At 70.3% G+C, this 17,974-nt stretch carries 17 protein-coding genes; 13 read left to right on the top strand and 4 right to left on the bottom strand.

The window, feature by feature from the left end; translation table 11 throughout:
- The 8 genes from HV824_RS22945 to HV824_RS22910 all read left to right on the top strand — a co-directional run.
- A partial coding sequence (locus HV824_RS22945; RefSeq protein ID WP_176424212.1) for a PEGA domain-containing protein occupies positions 1-1,152 on the top strand: 1,152 nt, incomplete at its 5' end.
- Positions 1,153-1,240: 88 nt separating this feature from the next.
- Positions 1,241-1,447 carry a hypothetical protein gene (locus HV824_RS22940; protein WP_176419280.1) on the top strand — a complete coding sequence of 69 codons (207 nt, stop codon included), beginning with the start codon at positions 1,241-1,243 and terminating at the stop codon, positions 1,445-1,447.
- Between the two features lie 82 nt (positions 1,448-1,529).
- Complete coding sequence (locus HV824_RS22935) at positions 1,530-2,480, top strand: CarD family transcriptional regulator (RefSeq protein WP_176419279.1); 951 nt, start codon at positions 1,530-1,532, stop codon at positions 2,478-2,480.
- A 58-nt stretch (positions 2,481-2,538) separates the two neighbouring features.
- Entirely contained in the window at positions 2,539-3,051 is a 513-nt protein-coding gene (locus HV824_RS22930; RefSeq protein ID WP_163783489.1) for a hypothetical protein, read from the top strand.
- Positions 3,038-3,988 carry a hypothetical protein gene (locus tag HV824_RS22925; protein ID WP_176419278.1) on the top strand — a complete coding sequence of 317 codons (951 nt, stop codon included), beginning with the start codon at positions 3,038-3,040 and terminating at the stop codon, positions 3,986-3,988. Before HV824_RS22930 ends, HV824_RS22925 begins: the two co-directional genes overlap by 14 nt.
- Positions 3,985-5,835: a glycosyltransferase family 39 protein gene (locus HV824_RS22920; RefSeq protein ID WP_176424211.1), complete on the top strand. Its 1,851-nt coding sequence runs from the start codon at positions 3,985-3,987 to the stop codon at positions 5,833-5,835. The genes HV824_RS22925 and HV824_RS22920 overlap by 4 nt, the downstream gene beginning before the upstream one ends.
- Before the next feature lie 66 nt (positions 5,836-5,901).
- The gene (locus tag HV824_RS22915) at positions 5,902-6,780 is read left to right on the top strand and encodes a hypothetical protein (RefSeq protein ID WP_176424210.1); all 879 of its coding nucleotides are present in this window, start codon (positions 5,902-5,904) and stop codon (positions 6,778-6,780) included.
- A gap of 204 nt (positions 6,781-6,984) precedes the next feature.
- Entirely contained in the window at positions 6,985-7,557 is a 573-nt protein-coding gene (locus HV824_RS22910) for a hypothetical protein (RefSeq protein WP_176419275.1), read from the top strand.
- 49 nt (positions 7,558-7,606) lie between these two features.
- Here HV824_RS22910 and HV824_RS22905 read toward each other — a convergent pair whose 3' ends face one another.
- Together HV824_RS22905 and HV824_RS22900 are read right to left on the bottom strand one after the other, a co-directional pair.
- On the bottom strand, positions 7,607-8,791 hold the full coding sequence (locus tag HV824_RS22905) for an iron-containing alcohol dehydrogenase (protein WP_176419274.1): 1,185 nt from the start codon (positions 8,789-8,791) through the stop codon (positions 7,607-7,609).
- Between the two features lie 23 nt (positions 8,792-8,814).
- Positions 8,815-10,278: a glutamine synthetase family protein gene (locus HV824_RS22900; RefSeq protein ID WP_255208261.1), complete on the bottom strand. Its 1,464-nt coding sequence runs from the start codon at positions 10,276-10,278 to the stop codon at positions 8,815-8,817.
- A 203-nt stretch (positions 10,279-10,481) separates the two neighbouring features.
- Here HV824_RS22900 and HV824_RS22895 point away from each other — a divergent pair, with 203 nt between their 5' ends.
- The 4 genes from HV824_RS22895 (at position 10,482) to HV824_RS22880 (ending at position 13,564) form a co-directional block, all read left to right on the top strand.
- Positions 10,482-11,237 carry a glutamine amidotransferase gene (locus tag HV824_RS22895; protein ID WP_176419273.1) on the top strand — a complete coding sequence of 252 codons (756 nt, stop codon included), beginning with the start codon at positions 10,482-10,484 and terminating at the stop codon, positions 11,235-11,237.
- 16 nt (positions 11,238-11,253) lie between these two features.
- Entirely contained in the window at positions 11,254-11,742 is a 489-nt protein-coding gene (locus HV824_RS22890) for a hypothetical protein (protein WP_176424209.1), read from the top strand.
- A gap of 15 nt (positions 11,743-11,757) precedes the next feature.
- Positions 11,758-12,216 carry a hypothetical protein gene (locus HV824_RS22885; RefSeq protein ID WP_176419272.1) on the top strand — a complete coding sequence of 153 codons (459 nt, stop codon included), beginning with the start codon at positions 11,758-11,760 and terminating at the stop codon, positions 12,214-12,216.
- Between the two features lie 121 nt (positions 12,217-12,337).
- Entirely contained in the window at positions 12,338-13,564 is a 1,227-nt protein-coding gene (locus HV824_RS22880; RefSeq protein WP_176419271.1) for an AI-2E family transporter, read from the top strand.
- A gap of 3 nt (positions 13,565-13,567) precedes the next feature.
- Here the strand turns inward: HV824_RS22880 and HV824_RS22875 are convergent, their stop codons facing one another.
- A complete protein-coding gene (locus tag HV824_RS22875) occupies positions 13,568-13,882 on the bottom strand; it encodes a hypothetical protein (protein ID WP_176419270.1) in 315 nt (104 codons plus the stop codon).
- Between the two features lie 25 nt (positions 13,883-13,907).
- Positions 13,908-15,536, bottom strand: coding sequence for a transcription termination factor Rho (gene rho, locus HV824_RS22870; RefSeq protein WP_176424208.1), 1,629 nt, complete (start codon positions 15,534-15,536; stop codon positions 13,908-13,910).
- 417 nt (positions 15,537-15,953) lie between these two features.
- On the opposite strand from rho, the gene ligA reads away from it, so the two are divergent.
- Positions 15,954-17,972: an NAD-dependent DNA ligase LigA gene (gene ligA / locus HV824_RS22865; protein ID WP_176419268.1), complete on the top strand. Its 2,019-nt coding sequence runs from the start codon at positions 15,954-15,956 to the stop codon at positions 17,970-17,972.
- Positions 17,973-17,974 lie beyond the last annotated feature (2 nt).

Genomic DNA, 17,974 nt, shown 5'->3' with positions numbered 1-17,974 from the left:
CTCCTGCCCGGCCCGGGTGTCCCGCCCCTGGACGCGGCGGCATCGCGGACGATGGGCATGCCCCGGGCCGTCACCCTGGGCGCGCCCATCATCGTGGCGCTGATGGCCACGCTGGCCCTGCTGGTGTCGAACAGCACGGGCACCTTCTCCGTGGAGCTGAGCTCGTCGCCCCCGGGCGCCGCCATCCGGGTGAACGGCCAGCCGCAGACGGCGCGCACGCCCGCCCTGCTCACGCAGCTTCCCGCGGACGCGGAGCACCTGCTGGAGGTCCAGGTCCCGGGCATGGTGGCGTGGAGCCAGACGGTGCGGGCCGAGCGTGGCACCACCCTGGCCGTCCATGCCCGCCTGCTCCCCAAGCGGATTCTAGGCCCCGCCCAGCAGCCGCACCGCGCCACGCCTCCTCAGGAGGTGCGGATGCCCGCCGAGCGGATGTCCCTGTCCAGCGTGGCGCACGCCTTCCGCGTGCCCTACCTCTCCACCGCGCAGATGCGGCTGGACCCGTCGCGCACCTACAGCGTCCAGGTGGAGGGCTGGGCTTCGCTGGGCCATGCCAGCCTGGTGGAGCACGCCGGCTACTTCCTGGAGGGGGACGCGCGGCTTGCGGCGCATGAGTCCTTCGGCGTGCTGGACGGCGAGGAGCGGCTGGTGCGCCACGCCTCGCGCCTCCATGTCTTCCTGCTGGACTCGAATCGGACGGACAACCACGGCACGCTGCTGGTCCGCGTGCGCGAATGGGACAACGACGGCCCCGTCACCACCTTGCGCGTGGACGCCCGGACGCACGCGGTGAAGCTGTCACGCGCCGACCGCTTCCTGCTGAGCGGGCTGGAGCCGGACACGCACTACGACGTCGTGCTGCGGGACACCGCCGAGTCCGCGCGCACACGGGGCTTCGACGGGGGGCCGGTGGGCCGCGTGCTGGGCCTGTACGGCGCCGGAGAGGGGCCGGAGAGCGCGTCCGGCCTGCTGACGCTGCTGGAGTTGGGCCGCCCCCTGCGCCTGCGGGGCGCCTCCTGGCTCCAGCTCGCCTTCCCCGACGACCATCTGGCCGACAACACCGGCAGCCTGGTGCTCGAGGTATCGCCCGTGGCAGCCCCCGGCACCTCGCCCGCTCCCCCTCCGGGGCCTCCCACGCCCGCTCCCACCCGGTAACGTGCCGCTACAGCGGTGCAGCGACCTGTCGCCGAAAAGTTGATCACCGGAGGCTGCCCCCTACCCTGGGCGCCACGGAGGACTCACCATGAAGAAGCTGGTGGCGGTGGCCGTGTTCGGCCTGATGGGAACCCTGGGAATGGCCGCGCGCGTGGACGCCCGGCCGGGAGTGGACGGGATGGAGCCAACGGATGCACAGGTCGAGGCGGCGCTGGACGCGGGGCAGCAGCGGGTGCTGGGCAACCTCCTCGGGGTTCAGCGCACGGACGCACGTCCAGCGGCAATCCCCCGGTAAACTCGTGGCGTCCGACGTGGCTCGGTGCTAAGCCCGGGCCTGTTCCGACGTTCAGCCCACCAACCTCACCCGTGAGGGGGACATGCCTGAAGGGTCCGCGTCACTCCAGCTCGCGGTTGGCGACCGGGTCGTCTATCCGAACCAAGGGGTCTGCCGAGTCTCCGCCATCGATGTGAAGGAAGTGGCGGGACAGAAGCTCACCTTCGTCACGATGCGCCGCGAAGAAGATGGCGCCGTCGTGATGGTGCCCGAGGGCAAGGTGCTCTCCATCGGCGTGCGCAAGGTCGCATCCGCCGAGGACGTGGAGGCCATCTTCTCCTTCCTCCGCTCGGACAGCGACAAGGCCGACCTCGACTGGAAGCAGCGAGCCCGCACCAACCTGGACCGGATGACCCAAGGCGGCATCATGGGTCTGGCCGAGGTGGTGAAGGGGCTCCAGGTGCTCAGCGAGCTGCGCCCGCTGCCAACCAAGGAGCGCGAGCTCTACGACAATGCCCGGCACCTGCTGGTGACGGAGGTCGCCGCCGCGCTGGGCACCGCCGAGGTCAACGCCGAGGACGCCATCGACATCGTCCTCTTCCCGCCCGGCCGCGAGCGCCCCAAGCGCACCGCCGCCGAGTTCCAGCGCGAGGACGGCGACCTGGACCTGGACAGCGACCTGCTGGGCCTGGACAGCGACCTGGACCTGCCGTCCGACGAGGAGCCCTCCGAGCCGTCCGACGAGGAGTCCAGCGAGGAAGGCGAGTCCGAGGAGGCCGAGGCCTCCGAGGAAGGCGCCCCCAAGAAGCGCGGCCGTCCGCCCAAGGCCAAGGCGGAGGCGCCCGAGGGCGCCGAGCCCGCCGCCCCGAAGAAGCGCGGCCGTCCGCCCAAGCCCAAGCCGGAGGCCACGGCCGAGGGCGCCGAGCCCGCGGCGCCGAAGAAGCGCGGCCGTCCGCCCAAGCCCAAGCCGCCCGAGGCGGAGGGCGCCGCCCCCGCCGCGCCCAAGAAGCGCGGCCGTCCGCCCAAGGTCAAACCGCCCGAGGGTGAGAGCTGAAAGCCCCATGGACCGACGGGCCCCTGCACCTGGGGCCCTTCCGCCGAGGTGACGCCCCGTGATTCGCGTCGTGACGCTGGACCCCTTCGACGACAAGCAGCTCGCGAAGTTCAACCGCACGCTCTACACGGCGTTCGGCGTGGGCAGTGAGCACTCCGGCAGCGCGGAGGTGCCCGCGGGCATGTCCGAGCCGCTGGATGCGGAGAAGCTGATGGATGAGGTGCAGGGCATCCGTTCCTACAAGGACGACAAGGTGCTGCTCCTCACCACGCGCAAGCTGAAGGACCGCGAGCTCCCCAGCGGCGTGGCGCCCACGGCGGGCTTCGCGCGCCAGGGGAAGGACCGCGCCATCCTCACCATCGCGCCCCACAAGGACCTGGAGAGCGCCTTCAAGGCCGTCACCCGGCACGCGCTCCACCAACTGGGCCACCTCTGGGAGCTGCACCACTGCCTGGACCCGCGCTGCTCGATGTACCCGCCCTGGACGCCGTCCTTCGCTCAGGGTGAAGCCATCTTCTGCACCTTCTGCCGCGAAAAGAGCGAGCAGAAGATTCGCCTTGCGAAGTCCTAGCCTCACCCGCGCGCTGCCCCTCGTGGAGCTGGGAGGCCTGCTCCTGGTCGCGCTCCTGTGCCTGCTCTTCCACCTGCGCCTGCCAGGCCGCCTCCCGTCGGAGGCGGACTACCGCGCGGTGGCGGAGCGCCTCCAGGCGGAGGCCCAGCCTGGTGACGCGGTGCTGCTCTTCCCCTGGTGGGCGGAGCGCGCCCGCCTCTTCGTCCCCTCCTCGCTGCCGGTGTACGGCTACCTGGGCTCGGACCGGGACGACTTGTCCGCGCACCCGCGGGTCTGGGTGCTGGGTCAGCCGGAGCTGCCCCGCTCGGACGAGGCGGGCTTCCTCGAAACCTTCCTGCCCGGCCGCCGCGCGGTGGGTGCGCCTTCGCGGCATGGCACGCTGACACTTGCGCTCCATGAGAACGGCCGGCACCGGCCCCGGCGCTTCACCGCCACGGAGGCCTACGCGCGCGCCCGCGTGTACCTGGAGCAGCCGGACGGCACGCGCCGCGACTGTCCCTTCGACGGCAAGGCGCACCGCTGCCCCGGACCCACGCACCTGTACGTGGCGCCGGAGTGGCATGAAATCCTCTACGAGCCGCGGCGCTGCCTGTGGATGCACGCGCCGGGCGGCAAGCAGCGGCTGGTGGCGGAGTTGGACGGCGTGCCCGGTGGCCTGGGCCTGAGGCTGGAGGGCGGCATCATCTTCGAGCACGCCTTCCCCAAGGACTCGCGCCTCTCCACCACGCACCTGGGCGTGGATGACGCGGCGAGCGGCGCGCGGCTCTTGTCGCTGGCGATACCGCCGGGCCTGGAGGGCGTGCAGAAGGCCGAGGTCCGGCTCCCCCAGGGCGCGCCACATACGGTGAAGGTCTGGGTGCAGGCGGACAACGCGGACCGGCGGCAGGTGTGCCTGGACGTGCTGGCCGTGGAGCCCGAAGTGGGAGTGCGGGGATGATGCGAGGACGCGCCCCCACGCGCGACGAGAAGTCCCTGGCCTGGGCGCTCTGGGTGCTGGCCTTCGCGGCGCTGTGGCTGACGGAGTCCGCGGTGGGCTACACGCGCGACGAGAGCGTCTACTTCATCGCGGCGGAGGGCTACGCGAGCTGGTTCCGGCAGCTCTTCCAGTCACCGACCCGGGCGCTGACGGACGCGGCCATCGTGCGCGCGTGGGACTACAACCACGAGCACCCGGTGCTGATGAAGACGCTGTTCGGCCTGAGCCACCTGCTCTTCCACACGGGGCTGGGGTGGATGCGGTCTGCGACGGCGTTCCGCCTCCCCGCCTTCGCCCTGGCGGCGCTGATTCCCGCGCTGTCCTTCCTGCTGGGCAGCGCCATGTACGGCCGCCTCGCGGGGCTGTTCGCCGCCTTCGCCTTCATGCTGGTGCCGCGGCAGTACTTCAACGCGGAGATGGCGTGCTTCGACGTCCCCGTGGCCGCCATGTGGCTGCTCGTCGTGTACTGCTTCTGGCGCGCCCTGGAGGACGTGCGCTGGGGCCTGTGGTGCGGCGTGGCCTTCGGCCTGACGCTGGCCACCAAGCACAACGCGCTGTTCCTCCCCTTCGTGCTGACGCCCTTCGCGCTGTGGCGCGCCTACAGCGCCAGCCAGGGGCAGCCGGAGGCCCGCGCCTGGCTGGGCCGCTTCGTGGGCGTCTTCACGGCGGTGGCCGTGTTCTACGGCCTGCTGGTGCTGTCGCTGGGCGGCGGCGAGGGCTTCCAGCGGAAGTTCCTGCTGCTCAGCCCGCACACGCTGCTGTTCGCGGGGCTCGCGGTGGGCGGCGCCTGGGTGCTCAAGGGCGTGGACAAGGTGAGCGCGCCGGTGACGCGCGCGCTGGTGCCCATCGCCGCCATGGCGGTGCTGGGGCCCGTCATCTTCTACCTGCACTGGCCCTACCTGTGGCACCAGCCGGTGGACCGCACCGCGTGGTACCTGGCCTTCCACGCGAAGCACAACCACTACGCCTGGTTCTATCTGAACCAGCTGCTGCGCGAGCCGCCCTTCCCGCTCGCCTACGTCGTCGTGAAGACGGCGCTGACGGTGCCCACCAGCATCTTCGTCCCCATGGTGACGGGCCTGGCGGCGCTGGTGGCGCGCATGGTGCTGGGTGCCTTCGCGCGGACGCGCGCGTGGGTGGAGCGCCCGGTGACGATGACGGAGGCGCTGGTGTGCGTGAACGCGGTGACGTCCATCCTCATCATCAGCCACCCGCAGGTGCCGCACTTCGGCGGGGTGAAGCACTGGTTCCCGTCCATGGTGTTCCTGGGCATCCTCGCGGGCGCCGCGGTGGCCCGGGGCTGCACGGCGCTGTGGGAGCGGCTGAAGGGGAAGTGGCCCTCACTGCCCCAGGCCGCGGTGGCCGTGCCGGTGTTCGCCGTGCTGCTGGCCCCCGCGCTGGTGTACTCGGTGCGCGTGTTCCCCTACGGGACGGCGGCGTACTCGGAGCTGGCGGGTGGACTGCCAGGCGCGGCCACGCTGGGCATGCAGCGCCAGTTCTGGTCCAGCCACGTCACCGGCGTGCTGCCGTGGATCAACGCGAACGCGAAACAGGGCGCGCGCCTGTTCCTGCACGAGGTGCACGGCGGCTCGTTCCGCGACTACCAGCGCAACGGGATGCTGCGGAAGGACCTGCGCGCGGTGGGCAGCCCGGCGGACGCTGACATCGTCGCGTACCAGTACCACCAGGAGTTCCGCGAGCACGAGTTCCTCACGTGGCAGGCCTTCGGCACGCGCACGCCGGTGACGGGCCTCTACGTGGATGAGACGCCCCAGGTGGTCGTCTACCTCCGGCCGGAGGCGCGGTAGCGCTTCACGAAGGAACGCCTCCGGAGGATGCGGAGCGGCGAGAGGAAGTCGAATTCCCATCCCAGAATGCGAATCCCACTCCATGCCCTCATCGCGGCGACGCTCGTGGCCTCCGCTTGTGGAGACGAAGCCCCATCCCCGACGGCTCCCGGTTCGGACGAAGCCCTCGCTTCACGGGAGCAGGCGGCGTTCTCCGGTGTGAATGGCACCTACTGTCTGGTCAGCCCCTACAACTGCAAGCTGCAAGCGTCTGGTGGGAACCGCGTGCCCACCAACGCGCCCGAGGACGACAACTGGGGCCTGGTGACGGGTGTTCCCATCCGGGACGGCCACGGCACGGTGGTGGGCACCAACACGCGGACGAGCGCGGCCTTCAACCACGGCCAGACGCGCACCTTCGCGGGTGAGAAGCACGCCTTCGCGGTGTCGACGTCCAACTCCAGCGCCGGGTGGCTGCCCATCTCCAGCATCCTGGGGAGGACGTCCTTCGAGCAGAAGGTCGGCCACGTCTCCGCGCTGGGCGCGGGCCTGGACAAGCTGGGCTGCTACGCCGTGCGCGACTGGCACGACACCACGCTCGAATTCAAGAAGGTCGTCTACGACAGCACGGCGACGCACGAGCGCGCGGGCGACTACCTGCCGCTGGTTCGCGCCAATGGTCTGCGTTCGGCGAACCTGGTCTTCAACGTGCCGGGCTTCGCGCTGGGCGGCCCCGCGGTGGACCACTTCCCCGCGGGCACGAAGTTCCAGCGCCTGGACGTCCCCACCGAGCACGGCGTGCCGTCCATCGACATTCCCCTGTGGGTCCAGGATGGCGCGGGACGCTACCGCCAGCAGTCCGGCACCATGAAATTCCTCTACGGTTACGTCATCGCCGCCACGGGAACGAAGCGCAACGGGTGGATGGCCCATGACGGCCTCCAGGTCAGCTCCGGCTGTCCCTGAGCCCCGCCCCAGGAGCGCGTCCGCGGCGCGCGCGGAGGACATGACGCCGTGCGTGCGCGCGTCCGCCCGGCTGAGGTGTGCACTGGCGGTCGTTGCCGGTGGCGCGCCCTGTCACAGGACAACCCCTGACCTCCCCCCAGGGCGAGGCTCCGAAGTAGGCTGGGGGTGGCAGGTGAAGGCTCTTCCACACCCCGGGAGGGACACATGAGGCGCTGGACTGGGTTGTTGGCGGTGGCCGCGCTGTGTGGCGCGGCTTGTGACGGGAAGAAGTCGACGGACAGGCCCACGCGGGCACAGCTGCGGAAGACGGGGGGGGCCACGGTGGAGGTCATCCCCTCCGACGACCAGCTCCCCTACTGCATGCTGTACACGGTGTCCGAGAAGGGCGTCATCCGGCAGCTCACGCTGACGCGGGAGAACCGCTCCATCCGCTGTGATGCGAACAAGCCCGTGGCGCACACGAGCTTCCGCATCCCCGTGCAGGAGGGGAAGGTCCGTATGTACATCTTCTTCTCCGACGAACGCATCCCCGCGGGCCCGGTGGCGCAGCAGCTCTACGAGCTTCGCGGCCAGGAGCGCATCAACGCCATGGACCTGCGCCTGCCCGGCCGCGTGTTCGTGGAGACGCTGGAGTTCACCCCCGAGGAAGGCGGCACGCCCGTGACGGGCACCGTGGTGGGCGCGGGGGGAGACCCCGAACCCGAGGACACGGGCGCCCCGGTGCTGTCGGATGGCGGCACCGAGGGCGGCATGGGCGCCATGGACGACGCGCCCTGAGCCGTGAAGCGGTGCGCCGGGGGACGCCCCTCCCCCGGCGGGCGGCGGCTCAGTAGGCCTCGCGCGCCATGGCCAGCAGGTCCGCCTGCGACACCTTCCGCGGGTTGCTCAGGTGCGAGGCGTCCTGGAAGGCCTTCTTGGCGATTCGCTCCAGGTCCTTCTCCTGGACGCCCGCGTCGCGCAGCCGCGAGGGGATGCCCACCGCCGCGTTGAGCTTGCGCACCCGGTCGATGGCGTTGGCCGCGAGCACCTCTTCGCGCGCCTGCGTCGTGTCCCCCAGCGCCACCGCGACCCGGGCCAGCCGCGCCGTACAGACAGCGCGGTTGAACTCCATCACCACGGGCAGGACGATGGCGTTGGCCAGGCCGTGGTGCACGTTGGCCACGGGCGTGAGCGCGTGGGCCAGCGCGTGGCAGGCGCCCAGGCCCTTCTGGAAGGCCATGGCGCCCTCCATCGCCGCCACCATCATGTCCGTGCGCGCGGCCAGGTCCTTGCCGTCGCGCACCGCCGTCTCCAGCGAGCGGCCCACGCGGTGGATGCCGTCGATGGCCACCGCGTCCGCCAGCGGGTGGAAGCCATTGGCCAGGTACGCCTCCAGGCAGTGGGTGAAGGCATCCATGCCCGTGGCCGCCGTGACGCCCGGCGGCAGCCCCAGCGTCAGCTCCGGGTCGCAGATGGCGGCGCGCGGCAGCAGGTGCGGACTGAAGATGACCGTCTTGCGGCCCGTGTCCTCTAGCGTCACCACGCCCGAGCGCCCCACCTCGGAGCCCGTGCCCGCGGTGGTGGGAATCGCGATGAGCGGCGGCAGGTCATCGCGCACGTACTGGTCGCCGCCCTTCGCGTCGTCGTAGCGGCTGAGCGGCGGCTCGTGCGTGGTGAGGAGCTGAATCAGCTTGCCCGCGTCCAGGGCGCTGCCGCCGCCCAGCGCGACGATGCCGTCGCAGGCGTGGCTCCGGTACGCCTCCAGGCCCGCGAAGACGTCGCGCTCGGTGGGGTTGGGCTCCACGCGGTCGAAGACCTCGCAGGCCAGCCCCGCCGCCTTGAGCACGTCCGCCACGCGCGCGGCCAGCCCCGCCTTCACCACGCCCGCGTCCGTCACCAGCAGCGGACGCTGGATGCCCAGGCGCTGGGCCTGCGCGGGCAGGCGCAGCAGCGCGCCGGCGCCGAAGACGATGCGCGTGGGCCACGCCATCTCGGTGACGCGCGGCTCGGAGGGAAGGTCGAACGGCTTCATGGCGGCTGCCTCATTCGCGCTCATCAGATGAGCTCCAGGTAACGCTCCAACTCCCAGTTGGTGACGGCGCGCTCGTACTGACGCACCTCCCACTCGCGCGTGCGCACGAAGTGGTCCACGAAGCCGTCGCCCAGCAGCTCCCGCGCGCGCTCGCTGCCCTTCAGCAGCGCCACCGCGTCCTTGAGGTTGCGGGGCAAGGGCGGCGCGTCGTTCTTCGCGTAGGCGTTGGCCTCGCAGGGCGCGGGCGGCTCCACCTCGTTCTCGATGCCCCACAAGCCCGCGGCCAGGCTGACCGCCATGCCGATGTACGCGTTCATGTCCGCGCCCAGCTGCCGGTACTCCACACGCATCGCCTTGGCGTTCTCACCGATGACGCGGAGGGCGGTGGTGCGGTTCTCCAGGCCCCACGTCACGGTGGTGGGCGCCCAGGTGTTCTCCACGCTGCGCTTGTAGCTGTTGATGGTGGGCCAGTAGAGCGCGGTGAGCTCCGGCATCAGCGCCACCTGCCCGCCGATGTAGTGGCGCAGCAGCGTGCTCATGCCGCGCGGCGCCTTCGCGTCGTGGAAGAGGTTGTTCGCCCCGTCCAAATCCCACAGCGATTGGTGGACGTGCCCCGAACACCCGGGCAGCTTCGCGTTCACCTTCGCCATGAAGCACGCGGTGAGGCCGTGGCGGGCGCAAATCTCCTTCACCACCGTCTTGAAGAGCGCGGCCTTGTCCGCCGACTTCTCGATGTCGTCGTAGCGGATGGCCGCCTCGAAGACGCCCGGCCCCGTCTCCGTGTGGAAGCCCTCGATGCCCAGGCCGAAGGCGTTGCACCCGTCGATGAGCGCATGCACCAGCGGCGCGTTGAGCGACGTGCGCAGCCACGAATAGCCGAACATGCCCGGCGTCAGCGGCGTCAGGTCCTGGAAGCCCTTGTCCCGCAGGCTCTGCGGCTGCTCCTTGAAGATGAAGAACTCGTACTCCGCGCCGAAGCGCGGCAGGTACCCCAGCGCCCGCGCGCGGGCGGCCACCTTCTGGAGGAGCTGCCGGGGGCTCGCCTCGAAGGGCGTGCCGTCGGGGTTCTCGAAGTCGAGCAGGAACGCCGCGGTGTCCGGCTCCCAGGGGATGACGCGGCCGGTGGACAGGTCCACCTTCGCGTGGGCATCCGGGTAGCCGGTGTGCCAGCCCGTCACCTCGGTGTTGTCGAGCAGGTCGTCGCTCAAGTCCCAGCCGAAGACGACGTCACAGAAGCCCAGGCCGCCCTGGGCGGCGCCGAGGAACTTCTCCAGGGAGATGTACTTGCCGCGCCAGACGCCGTCGACGTCCACCGCGCCCACCTTCACCTTCTGGATGCCCTTCTCGTCCAGCCACTGGCGCAGCGAGTCCATGCTCGCCGCGTCCCGCGCCGCCGGACCTCGCGCGGGCGCACGCGACGCCTTGCCGCGAACCCGGCGGGCCATGGCAGGGTGGGTCAGGACCTTCGCCTTGGGTCGGGTCGGCATCGATTCAATCCCCTCTCTTGCTGGAAACGCCTGACGCCCGGGGCTCCACCCGCCGCCCGGCCATGCACAGACTGGGGACGATGGATGAGCAGGTGAGCCAACGGGCGCCGGTCATGTGGGTACCTCGAAGCACACGGGAGCGCTCCTCTGCGACTGGCCAGGAACGGACACGCGGGGCACGACACGGTAGGACTGAGAACGCAATGCGGCAACCTACGACGGTGAAGAACGTCCTCTTGCTGAAAGCCGGTGACGCGGCCCAGTCGGTGCGCGTCTGCATCGGCGACTACGACCGGTGGTTTCTGCAAACCATTGGACTTTCCGGCTACCGCTTCGACGTCGTCCCGGTGCACCAAGGCGCACCCTTGCCCACGCGCGCGGAGGGCTACGACGCGGTGATGATGACGGGCTCGCCGCTGTCGGTGACGGCGCCCGCGCCGTGGATGCGGCGCGCCGCGGACTTCATGGTGGAGGCCGGTGAGCGGGGCACGCCCGTGCTGGGCGTGTGCTTCGGTCAGCAGCTCCTGGCGCATGCGTATGGCGGCGGCGTCTCACGCAATCCCCAAGGGAGGGAGACGGGCAGCGTCGAGGTGACGCTCACCGAGGCCGGCAAGCAGGACCCGCTCTTCGACGGCGTGCCGGAGCGCTTCACCGTGCAGGCGACGCACGAGGACATCGTCTCGCACCTCCCCGACGGCGCCCGGGTGCTGGCGGGCAACGCGAACACGGCCGCGCAGGCGCTGGCCTTCCGCCCCAACGTGCGCGGCGTGCAGTTCCATCCGGAGGCCGGCGTGGACACCCTTCGCGCCGTCATCGAGGCCCGCCGGGAGGGTCTGGAGCGAGCCTCCGTGGCGCGCGGCGCCGCGCCCGGCGAACATGTCCGTCAGCTGCTGGCGGGCCTCACGCCCTCTCCCGCGGGCCGTAGAATCCTGCTGAACTTCCTCGAGCGCTTCCCCTGACCTGACAGAGGCCCCCGTGTCCCGTCTCGCCCTGCCGACCCTGCTCCTCGCCCTGCTCACCACCGCGTGCTCGGAGGACTTGTGCACCCAGGCGCCCCGCTGTGACGGCTCGGAAGCGCTCAACTGCGAGCCGGAGTGCACGGTGGGCCCGTGCTCCAGCGGCCCCATCCTCCAGGAGTGCACCGAGCGCACGACGTGCACCGTCGTCCCCGGCGACCGCAATGACGCGCGCTTCTACCGCTCCCGCGCCGTGTGCGCCGTCACCCTGGAGGCCTGCGACCCGGCGACCGCGGCCCCGCCGACCTGCGGGAGCGACAGCTTCGTCACCGGCTGCAGCGCCTACCGCCGCGACCTCCGCGTGTCCTGCTCCCAGTCGGCGCTCTACTTCGCGCAGGTGCCCCCCTGCTGCCAGGGCGTGGGCCCGGACGACGGCGGCACCGACGCGGGCACGGGCGACGGTGACGCGGGCGTCCCCGACGCGGGCACGGCCGACGCCGGGATTTGAGGTAGAGAAGAAGCCATGGCGTCGCGCTGGGACCACCTCTTCGACCTCAAACCGGTTTCCCTGCTGGAGCACCTCCTGGAGGAGGTGGCGAAGCTGCTGCACAAAGACCTGCAGCAGTGGCCCCCCCCCGTCGAGGAGCTGGACCTGGACACCGGGGGCCACTTCGCGCCGCTCTTCACGGAGCCCCGGCCCCGGCCGTCCGGCGCCGTCTACACGGAGGCCTTCCGGCTGGCCCACTGGGAGCTGGCGCGAGAGACGGACGCCTACGACGACTACATGCGCAACAAGCGCTACCTGGAGCGGGGCCTGGTGCCGGGCGACCGGCTGCCCCTGCTGCTGCTCAGCCGCTGGCTCACCGAGCAGATGCTGGGCCTGGGCGAGGCCACCGAGGGACGCGTCAAACGCAAGCACATGCGCGACTGCCTGGTGCGGCTCCAGTCGAAGCTCAGCGCCTTCCCGGTGCCCAGCGCCTGAGCCGCCACCAGGTCGCCCGGTGAAATGTTGAATGGGCACCATCCCCCTCCCAGGACGTGGGCGGGGCGCGCGCGCGTGGCGGCCCTTGTCACCGGGAGGGCACTGCCGTAAGCCAGACCGCATGTCGCCGCAGCCTTTGGACTCCGCCACCTCCGCCAACCGACGCAAGCGCCTGCTCCTCTTGGGCGCGCTGTGGCTGAGCATGGCGCTGGTCCTGCTGGCCTTCCGCTCGGTGGTGATGCCCTTCGCGGGCGCCGCGCTCATCGCCTACCTGGTGCAGCCGCTGGTGGGACGCATCTCCCGGGTGAAGGTGGCCGGTCGGCCGGTGCCGCGCTGGGCGGCGCTGCTGCTCATCTACGCCGGCTTCTTCGTGGGCGTGTACCTCTTCATCGTCGCGCTGGCGCCCCAGCTCTACCGCGAGCTGTCGCGCGTCAGCCGTGAGGCGGTGACGTTCGCCAACACGCTCACTCCGGAGCAGGTCCAGGAGCTCGCGCAGCGCTCGGAGACGTGGCTCAGCACGCGGGGCATTCCCGTGGCGCTCTCCAACCGCGCGCTGGAGGGCGCGGACGCGGAGAGCAGCAACAGCACCTTCGGCTTCGCGTTGGACCTGGAGCAGTTCCTGGGGGACGCGGTGAAGCGCGTGTCCATCCTGGTGCAGGAGAACCTGGGCGACATCGTCAACGTGTCCCGCAACATCGTCACCAGCGTGGCCACGGGCGTCTTCATGCTCTTCTTCGTGCTGATGGTGGCCGCGTTCTTCTCCATCGACGCGCAGGCCATCCGCCACTACTTCGGCACGCTGATTCCGCCGGAGTACGCCACCGACGCGCGGCAGCTGCTGGAGCGCATCGACCGCTCGCTGTCCGGCGTGGTGCGCGGCCAGGTCACCATCTGCATCGTCAACGGCATCCTGACGTTCATCGGCCTCTTGCTGTTCGGCGTGAAGTTCGCGTTCCTGCTGGCGACCATCGCCACCTTCTTCAGCCTCATCCCGATTTTCGGCACCATCCTCAGCTCGGTGCCCATCGTCCTCATCGCGCTGGCGGACGGCTTCCAGAAGGGGCTGGCGATCCTGGCGTGGATCATCGGCATCCACGCGCTGGAGGCCTACTTCCTCAACCCCAAAATCATGGGGCAGGCGGCGCACCTGCACCCCGTCATCGTCGCCTTCTCCCTCATCGCCGGAGAGCGGCTCTTCGGGCTGGTGGGCGCCCTCTTCGCGGTGCCCGTGGCGTCCGTCCTGGTGGCGTGCTTCGACTACGCGCGGCTCATGGCCCAGCCCGCGCCCGCGGTGGCCCTGGCCACGCCCGGCCCGCTGCCCGCCGAACGTCAGCCGCCCGCCGCCTGAGCCCTACTGACAGGCGGCGGCGCAGCGCGCTTCACGGCAGGTGGGGATGCAACGCCCGCAGTCGATGGAGCCCTCCGGGCAGCCACTGGTGCAGGGGGCGCCGCACGTCGGCCCTTCGTCCGCGTGCGTGACGGCGGTCCCCAGCCCACAACACGCGTTGGCCACGCAGTCGTCGTCCGAGTAACACGTCTGGTCGGACAGCACCGGGGGAACGTCCTCCAGCGGCAGGTCCTCCAGGCCGTCACACCCCACTCCACCGCCGCCCAGCGTCACCCCCAGCACGAGGGTGAGCAGGCGGAAACGTCCGTGTCTGAGCAATGGACACCCCTTGCCCGGACACTCTCTACCGGTTCATCGACCCGAGGAAGTCCGCATTCGACGGGGTGGGCCGCATGTGTTTGAGCACGAACTCCATCGCGTCGATGGGGGTGAACGGGTGGAGCACCTGCCGCAGGGCGGTGATGCGCACCAGGTCTCCCGGGCCGAGCAGCAGCTCCTCCTTGCGCGTACCGGACTTGTTGATGTCCAGCGTCGGGAAGATGCGCTTCTCCATCAGCTTCCGGTCCAGGACGATTTCGGAGTTACCCGTGCCCTTGAACTCCTCGAAGATGACTTCGTCCATGCGGCTGCCGGTGTCGATGAGCGCGGTGCCAATGATGGTCAGCGACCCGCCCTCCTCGATGTTGCGCGCGGCGCCGAAGAAGCGCTTGGGCTTGTGGAGCGCGTTGGCGTCCACGCCGCCGGACAGAATCTTGCCGGACGCGGGCACCACCGTGTTGTAGGCGCGCGCCAGACGGGTGATGGAGTCCAGCAGGATGCAGACGTCGTACTTCTGTTCGACCAGGCGCTTGGCCTTGTCGATGACCATCTCCGCCACCTGCACGTGGCGCGTTGCGGGCTCGTCGAAGGTGGAGGACACCACCTCGCCGCGCACGTTGCGCTCCATGTCCGTCACCTCTTCCGGGCGCTCGTCCACGAGCAGCACGATGAGGTACACGTCCGGGTGGTTGCGGCTGATGGCGTGCGCGATGTTCTGCAGCAGCACCGTCTTGCCGGCCTTCGGCGGCGCCACGATGAGGCAGCGCTGGCCCAGGCCGATGGGGCAGAACATGTCGATGATGCGCGTGGTCATCTCCGACGCCTCGTGCTCCAGCTTGAGCTTGCGCGTCGGATAGAGCGGCGTGAGGTTGTCGAACAGGATGCGCTCGCGCGCCGCGTCCGACATCGGGTCCGCGAAGTTGACCTTGTCCACCTTCTGGAGCGCGAAGAAGCGCTCGCCCTCGCGGGGCTGGCGGATGGGGCCCGTCACCGTGTCGCCGGGGCGCAGGTTGAAGCGGCGCACCTGCGACGGGGACACGTAGATGTCGTCCGGGCTGGGCTGGTAGTCGCTGTCGGCGCTGCGCAGGAAGCCGAAGCCGTCGCTGAGCAGTTCCATTACTCCTTCCGCGTGGACCTCGAAGCGCTTGTCGGCGATGCCGCCCAGCAGCGCGAAGATGAGGTCCTGCTTCTTCAGGCCCTGGTACCCCTCGACGCCCACGTCGTGCGCCATCTTCGAGAGGTCGGTGATCTTCATCCGCTTCAGGTCATTGAGCTTGATGACCTGCATGGGCTCGCCGTCGCGGGTGACTTCCGTGATGGCGGGGGCTTCGGGCGGCTCCGGAGGCGGCGGCAGGGTGGCGGCCGGCTCTGCGGCCTCGCCAGAGATGCGGGCCTCCTGGAGGTCGTCGTCCCGCACCGGGCGGGAGATGGGGGTGAGCACCGGACGGGGCGGCTCGGCGGGGGCCTCCTCGACCTCGGCGCTGGGCTCGTCGTCGCGGCGGGCGGCGCTGCGACGGGCGCGCGGGGCGGGCTTTTCGGCCTCGTCCCGCTCCACCGTCTTCGCGGCGCGCTTGCGGCGGGGCTTCTCCGTGTCCGCCTCGACGGGGACATCGGTGTCAGCAGCCTTCTCTCTCGAAGTACGGGCTTTACGCATGTCTGTAACGCTTAGGGAGGAGTGATGCGCCCGAGGACTCGGACAGGTGGAATGGCGGGGGGAGACGTCCGCGCAGCCCTCGGAAGCACCTTCCAGGAGGACGGCCCCGCCGGAATCCCAGGAAGGGACTGCGCGGGCGTGAGCCTTGTGGTTGGGAGAAGAGTCGGCGCCGTCGGATACACCTGCGCCATGAACCGCGAGGGACGTTATTGACCCCCTCCTGGCCTGTCAAGGCATCTTGAAGGCCGCGGTTGCATCGCTTCCAGCTAAGCAACACGCCCCCCCGGGCCCCCATTTCCAGCCGGCCGTGCGGGACTTCCGGAGCCGGCGACCGGACCTTGTCAGTCGGAACCGTAGAGTGGCCGCCTTTCGAGGCACGCGCCGCCGCGCCGTGTTTTGGAGTAAGGACCGCGAACCGTGGACGACTTCCAGAAAGCCGCAGCCCGAGCCCGTGAGCTCCACCGTGAGCTGGCGCACCACAACTACCGTTACTACGTCCTCGACTCGCCCGAGGTCAGCGACGCGCAATACGACACGCTGATGCGCGAGCTGCAGGACCTGGAGGCGAAGCACCCGAGCCTCCAGACGCCGGACTCGCCCACCCAGCGCGTGGGCGGCGCGGCGGCCGAGGCGTTCGGCGAGGTGGTGCACCGGGCGCCCATGCTCTCGCTGGCCAATATCTTCGAGGACCAGGGCCTCATCGAGTTCGACGAGCGCATCCGCAAGCTGCTGGGACTGCCAGGCGTCGCCTACGTCTGTGAGCCCAAGCTGGACGGGCTCGCCATCGCGCTGCGCTACGAAAAGGGCGCCTTCGTCCAGGGCGCCACCCGTGGCGACGGCACCACGGGAGAGGACGTCACCGGCAACCTGCGCACCATCCGCAGCCTCCCCATGTCGCTGTTCCCCCAGGACGGGGTGAAGGTGCCGGACGTGCTGGAGGTGCGCGGCGAGGTCTTCATCCGCAAGAAGGACTTCCAGAAGCTCAACGAGAAGCGCGAAGAGGAAGGTGAGCCGCTCTTCGCCAACCCACGCAACGCCGCCGCCGGCAGCCTGCGCCAGTTGGACCCGCGCATGACGGCCGCACGGCCTCTCTCCGTGTTCCTCTACGAATGCGTCCCGGGTGAAGGCGTGCCCGGCTTCAAGACGCACATCGAGAAGCTGGAGTACCTCAAGACGCTGGGCCTGCCCATCAACCAATACCGCCGCGCCGACGGCCTGGAGGGCGTGCGCGAGGCCTATGACGCCTCCCTCAAGGGCCGCCACGAGCTGCCCTTCGAGGTGGACGGCATGGTGGTGAAGGTGGATGACGAGGACCAGCGCAAGCGCCTGGGCCAGGTCTCCAAGAGCCCCCGCTGGGCGGTGGCCTACAAGTTCCCGCCGGAGGAGGAGTCCACGGAGGTGATGGACATTGGCATCCAGGTGGGCCGCACGGGCGCGCTGACGCCGGTGGCGCACCTCAAGCCGGTGAAGGTGGGCGGCGTGACGGTGGCACGTGCCACGCTGCACAACGAAGACGAGCTGCGCCGCAAGGACGTGCGCAAGGGCGACACCGTCTTCGTGCGCCGCGCCGGTGACGTGATTCCGGAAATCGTCTCCGTCGTGCTGTCCAGGCGCCCCGCGGACTCCGCCCCCTTCGAGTTCCCCAAGCACTGCCCCGTCTGCGACGCGGTGGCGACGAAGGACGAGGACGGCGCCATCATCCGCTGCACGGGCGCCTCGTGCCCCGCGCAATTGGTGGAGAAGATCCGCCACTTCGCCAGCCGCCTGGCCATGGACATCGAAGGCCTGGGCGACAAGCTGGCCGCGCAGCTGGTGTCCACCGGCAGGGTGAAGGCGTTCGCGGACCTCTACGCGCTCACCAAGGAGAACCTGCTGACGCTGGAGCGCATGGGCGACAAGAGCGCGGACAACCTCGTCGCGTCACTGGAGCGCTCCAAGCAGACCACGCAGCGCCGCTTCCTCTATGCCCTGGGCATCCGTCACGTGGGTGACGCCACCGCCAAGGCGCTGGCGGAGGCCTTCCCCCAGTCGGAGGCGCTCTTTGGTGCCAGCCTGGAGGACATCTCCCGGGTGAAGGACGTGGGCCCCATCATGGCCCAGGTCATCCACACCTTCTTCCAGGAGCCCCAGAACCAGGAGGCCATCCGCGCGCTGCTGGCGGCGGGTGTCACGCCCGCGGCGCCCCAGGTCGCCACGGGAGGCCCCTTCGTGGGCAAGTCGGTGGTGCTCACCGGCGCGATGACGGGTATGACGCGGGAGCAGGCCAAGGAGGAGGTCGAGCGCCGGGGCGGCAAGGTCGCCGGAAGTGTCTCGCGCAAGACCGATTTCATCGTGGCCGGCGAGGATGCGGGCAGCAAGCTGAAGAAGGCCCAGGAACTCGGGGTAAGAATCCTGGACGAGCAGGCGTTCCTGCAGATGCTGCAGACGAACGCCTAGAG

Origin of the sequence: Myxococcus sp. AM009, from assembly GCF_013372605.1 — a bacterium.
Taxonomy (GTDB): domain Bacteria; phylum Myxococcota; class Myxococcia; order Myxococcales; family Myxococcaceae; genus Myxococcus; species Myxococcus vastator.
Note: the sequence above shows the minus strand (reverse complement) of the source record. Positions and strands in the feature narration are given on the sequence as shown.

What these genes read in the sequence shown, in the direction of transcription:
- HV824_RS22940 (WP_176419280.1), top strand. Translation starts at nt 1,241, where the DNA reads ATGAAGAAGCTGGTGGCGGTGGCCGTGTTCGGCCTGATGGGAACCCTG.
- HV824_RS22935 (WP_176419279.1), top strand. Translation starts at nt 1,530, where the DNA reads ATGCCTGAAGGGTCCGCGTCACTCCAGCTCGCGGTTGGCGACCGGGTC.
- HV824_RS22920 (WP_176424211.1), top strand. Translation starts at nt 3,985, where the DNA reads ATGATGCGAGGACGCGCCCCCACGCGCGACGAGAAGTCCCTGGCCTGG.
- HV824_RS22915 (WP_176424210.1), top strand. Translation starts at nt 5,902, where the DNA reads ATGCGAATCCCACTCCATGCCCTCATCGCGGCGACGCTCGTGGCCTCC.
- HV824_RS22910 (WP_176419275.1), top strand. Translation starts at nt 6,985, where the DNA reads ATGAGGCGCTGGACTGGGTTGTTGGCGGTGGCCGCGCTGTGTGGCGCG.
- HV824_RS22905 (WP_176419274.1), bottom strand. Translation starts at nt 8,791, where the DNA reads ATGAAGCCGTTCGACCTTCCCTCCGAGCCGCGCGTCACCGAGATGGCG.
- HV824_RS22900 (WP_255208261.1), bottom strand. Translation starts at nt 10,278, where the DNA reads ATGCCGACCCGACCCAAGGCGAAGGTCCTGACCCACCCTGCCATGGCC.
- HV824_RS22895 (WP_176419273.1), top strand. Translation starts at nt 10,482, where the DNA reads ATGCGGCAACCTACGACGGTGAAGAACGTCCTCTTGCTGAAAGCCGGT.
- HV824_RS22885 (WP_176419272.1), top strand. Translation starts at nt 11,758, where the DNA reads ATGGCGTCGCGCTGGGACCACCTCTTCGACCTCAAACCGGTTTCCCTG.
- HV824_RS22880 (WP_176419271.1), top strand. Translation starts at nt 12,338, where the DNA reads ATGTCGCCGCAGCCTTTGGACTCCGCCACCTCCGCCAACCGACGCAAG.
- rho (WP_176424208.1), bottom strand. Translation starts at nt 15,536, where the DNA reads ATGCGTAAAGCCCGTACTTCGAGAGAGAAGGCTGCTGACACCGATGTC.